A 2,683-nucleotide genomic window follows, 5' to 3' on the forward strand; every position below is an offset into this window, starting at 1 on the left:
CTGGATTTTTTTTAATCCATTCATTTAATTCTTGAATATATTGTTCTTGTTGACTTTCCATAACAATTTTCCTGAATTCTCGATATTTTAATTTTACTCCATTCTGACCTCTTTGTTTACAACTCCAATAAAAATGCTATAGTTGATAGTTGATAATTTATAGTCGATAATGAAGAATTAAATGTTCAGGAGTTGAACAAAGAACAAAGAACAAGCAATAAACGACAAACAACAAAATCATTGTTCACTTTCTTCTAAAGGTGTGACCGTCATGCCGGGTTCTAGGGTTTGGTCAACGGGGGGACTGGCGATGGTTTCGCCGTTGTCTAAACCGGATTTAATTTCGGTGCTGCTGTCTCCAACTAATCCTAATTCTACAGGGCGTTTTTCGAGTTGCTTGTCCTCATTTACCACCCAAACAAAGGGATCATCACTGTCTCGCTCTTGAATGAATTGGGGGGGAACATTTAAAACATCGGTGACTTGTTCGACGATAATTTGGACACTCACTTGACTCCCTGGAATAATTGTCCCAGTGGGTTCGTTTAATACTACTACCGCTTTCACTGTACCTTGTTGGCTGCGACTGGAACTCTCCTCATCTAGGGCAACTTGACTAATTTCGCGGACTCGTCCGTCATAAGTTCCCGCAATGAAGCCGATGGTATTAATTTTAGCGGGTTGATCGACTTCGACTAGGGTGGCTTGGAGGGTGGGGAGATTTAATACCACTTCTTCCCGTTGGGGGTTGCCAATGGTGAGTAGGGTGTCCCCTTGTTGCAACACATCTCCCAGACTCACGTTGATGTCTAATACTCGTCCGTCGCTGGTGGCTCGAATGAGGCTGTTTTTCTCGAATTCTGCTTGGGTTTTGGTTAGATTGAGGAGGGCTTCGTTTAAATCTTGTTCTGCGGCTGCGATCGCATCTTGAGCATCCTCTACGGCCAGTTGTTGGCGAGCGACTTCATCCCGAAGCTCATTCAGGGATTGTTGGCGAGTGAGGCGTTGATTTTCTAAACTTAACTCTAGGTCTTGGATAGTGTTCGCCTGGTCTCGAAGTCTGGCTTCTGCATTCCGAACCGCTTTTTCACTATTTCTCAGTTCATTTTCTGCTAAATATCCCTGTTCGACTAAATTGCGGGTGGCGGCTAACTCTTCTCGCAAATTGACTAATTCAACTTTTTGTTCTTGTAACTTTTCTCGCGCTCGTTCTAGGTTGGCTTGGGTTTTTTGCAGTTCGGTATCATTGGCTTGGGCAATTTCTAACTTATTACGAGCTTGATTCAAATTTAACTCGGCTTGGGTGAAGTCCCGTTGTCGTTTTTCTAGGGTTAGTTGTTGCTGCTGTACGACAATTTCCTGTTGTTCAATGTCGCTTTGCCCTTGGGGGTCTCGCAGTCGGACTAAGATTTGTCCCTCCTCAACGGGACTATTGAGACTCACCTCAATGCGGTCTACAATGGCGGATTGATTGGCAGAGGTGGGGGTTTTGAGGGATTGTTGATTGCCGAGTTGGACTGTTCCTCCTGCCGAGACGGTTTTGCTTACGTCGCTCGGCTCAATGGTGAGAAGGGGGGCGGAAACGGATTGGGCCGCTTCAACAAACCAGAATAAATAAGCAAAATAGCCGCCTATTCCGGCTACGGTGACAAGTCCTGCACCGACGAGCCATTTTATACCTTGACGATACCGAAGTGTTGCTGTTCTACTCATGGGAGTTGAGTCCATCATCCTTTTCAGGAATTATTGTAGTTTTATTTCCTGGAGACTGGCGATCGCAACGTCTGCGCCTTCAATGGCCGCTTCTGGGGGGTGGTAAGGGTGAACTGCGATCGCGCCTCCCACTTGTCCCTGCTTACTCATGTCAATATCTAACGCTGAATCCCCCACCATCAACACATTTTTCGGCTGACTCCCCAAGGCAATACAAGTTTCAGTAAACAATAAGGGATCGGGTTTTCCCAACCCCCCAGGTTCAACCCCTTTCGTTACTTTAATCCAATCACTCAATTGATGGCGTTCCACAAATGTCCGGACTCCTATGGGAGAATCCGCCGATAAAATCGCCAACTTAATCCCCGCCTCTGTAAGTTGCTGTAATAACGTCTTAGCCCCTGTAAACAACGGACAAGTCTCTGGAGTCCGTTGTAAATACTGATCCGCCTCCAAAAAGCTCTCATGGGCAATAGACACCGCCTCTGCCCAACTCCGTCCCGTTTCGGCAATATAGGCCGCTGCTGCCACTTCATTTTCCCAGCGACTCCCCACGGCCATCAGTCCTGCCGGCTCCAGGTGATCCTCCTGTACCCCAAAGGCCATCAACAACGGGTCGCCAATGCCTGGAATTTGAGCATCTATTAAGCGCGATCGCTTTTGAGCTAATTCCCGTAAAAACGACCGAGAATCCTCTAACGTGCCATCCTTATCAAAAATAATGGCCTCAACTTCTGAAAACGTCACCTCTCCACAGCAAATTGTCGCCATCATAACCTCCGTTACCCCCATCAATAAAAAAAGAGGGAATCACCCTCTTTCTGGATTCCTTCAACAAAAGAGCCGCGGGACTCCCCCACCTCGGAACAGGTGGGGGAGGAAAGCGGGTGAGTCGATACCGCTTCTCCTGCGGAGACGCTGCGCGAACGATGCGGCTGAGACTCACAACCTCTTAGGCTACGCATAGACC

Annotated in this window: 2 protein-coding genes; both read right to left on the reverse strand. The window is 47.3% G+C overall.

Annotation, left to right across the window (positions count from 1 at the left end; translation table 11 throughout):
* Positions 1 to 237 precede the first annotated feature (237 nt).
* Positions 238 to 1,713: an efflux RND transporter periplasmic adaptor subunit gene (locus PN462_RS17905; RefSeq protein ID WP_272130189.1), complete on the reverse strand. Its 1,476-nt coding sequence runs from the start codon at positions 1,711 to 1,713 to the stop codon at positions 238 to 240.
* A gap of 30 nt (positions 1,714 to 1,743) precedes the next feature.
* Complete coding sequence (locus tag PN462_RS17910) at positions 1,744 to 2,487, reverse strand: HAD family hydrolase (RefSeq protein ID WP_272130190.1); 744 nt, start codon at positions 2,485 to 2,487, stop codon at positions 1,744 to 1,746.
* Positions 2,488 to 2,683: the final 196 nt, after the last annotated feature.

The sequence above is a fragment of the Spirulina sp. CS-785/01 genome, from assembly GCF_028330525.1.
Taxonomy (GTDB): Bacteria; Cyanobacteriota; Cyanobacteriia; order Cyanobacteriales; family Spirulinaceae; genus JAQMSD01.

Excerpts from the sequence above, each read along its gene's own strand:
- PN462_RS17905 (WP_272130189.1), bottom strand. The coding sequence starts at position 1,713 with ATGAGTAGAACAGCAACACTTCGGTATCGTCAAGGTATAAAATGGCTC.
- PN462_RS17910 (WP_272130190.1), bottom strand. The coding sequence starts at position 2,487 with ATGATGGCGACAATTTGCTGTGGAGAGGTGACGTTTTCAGAAGTTGAG.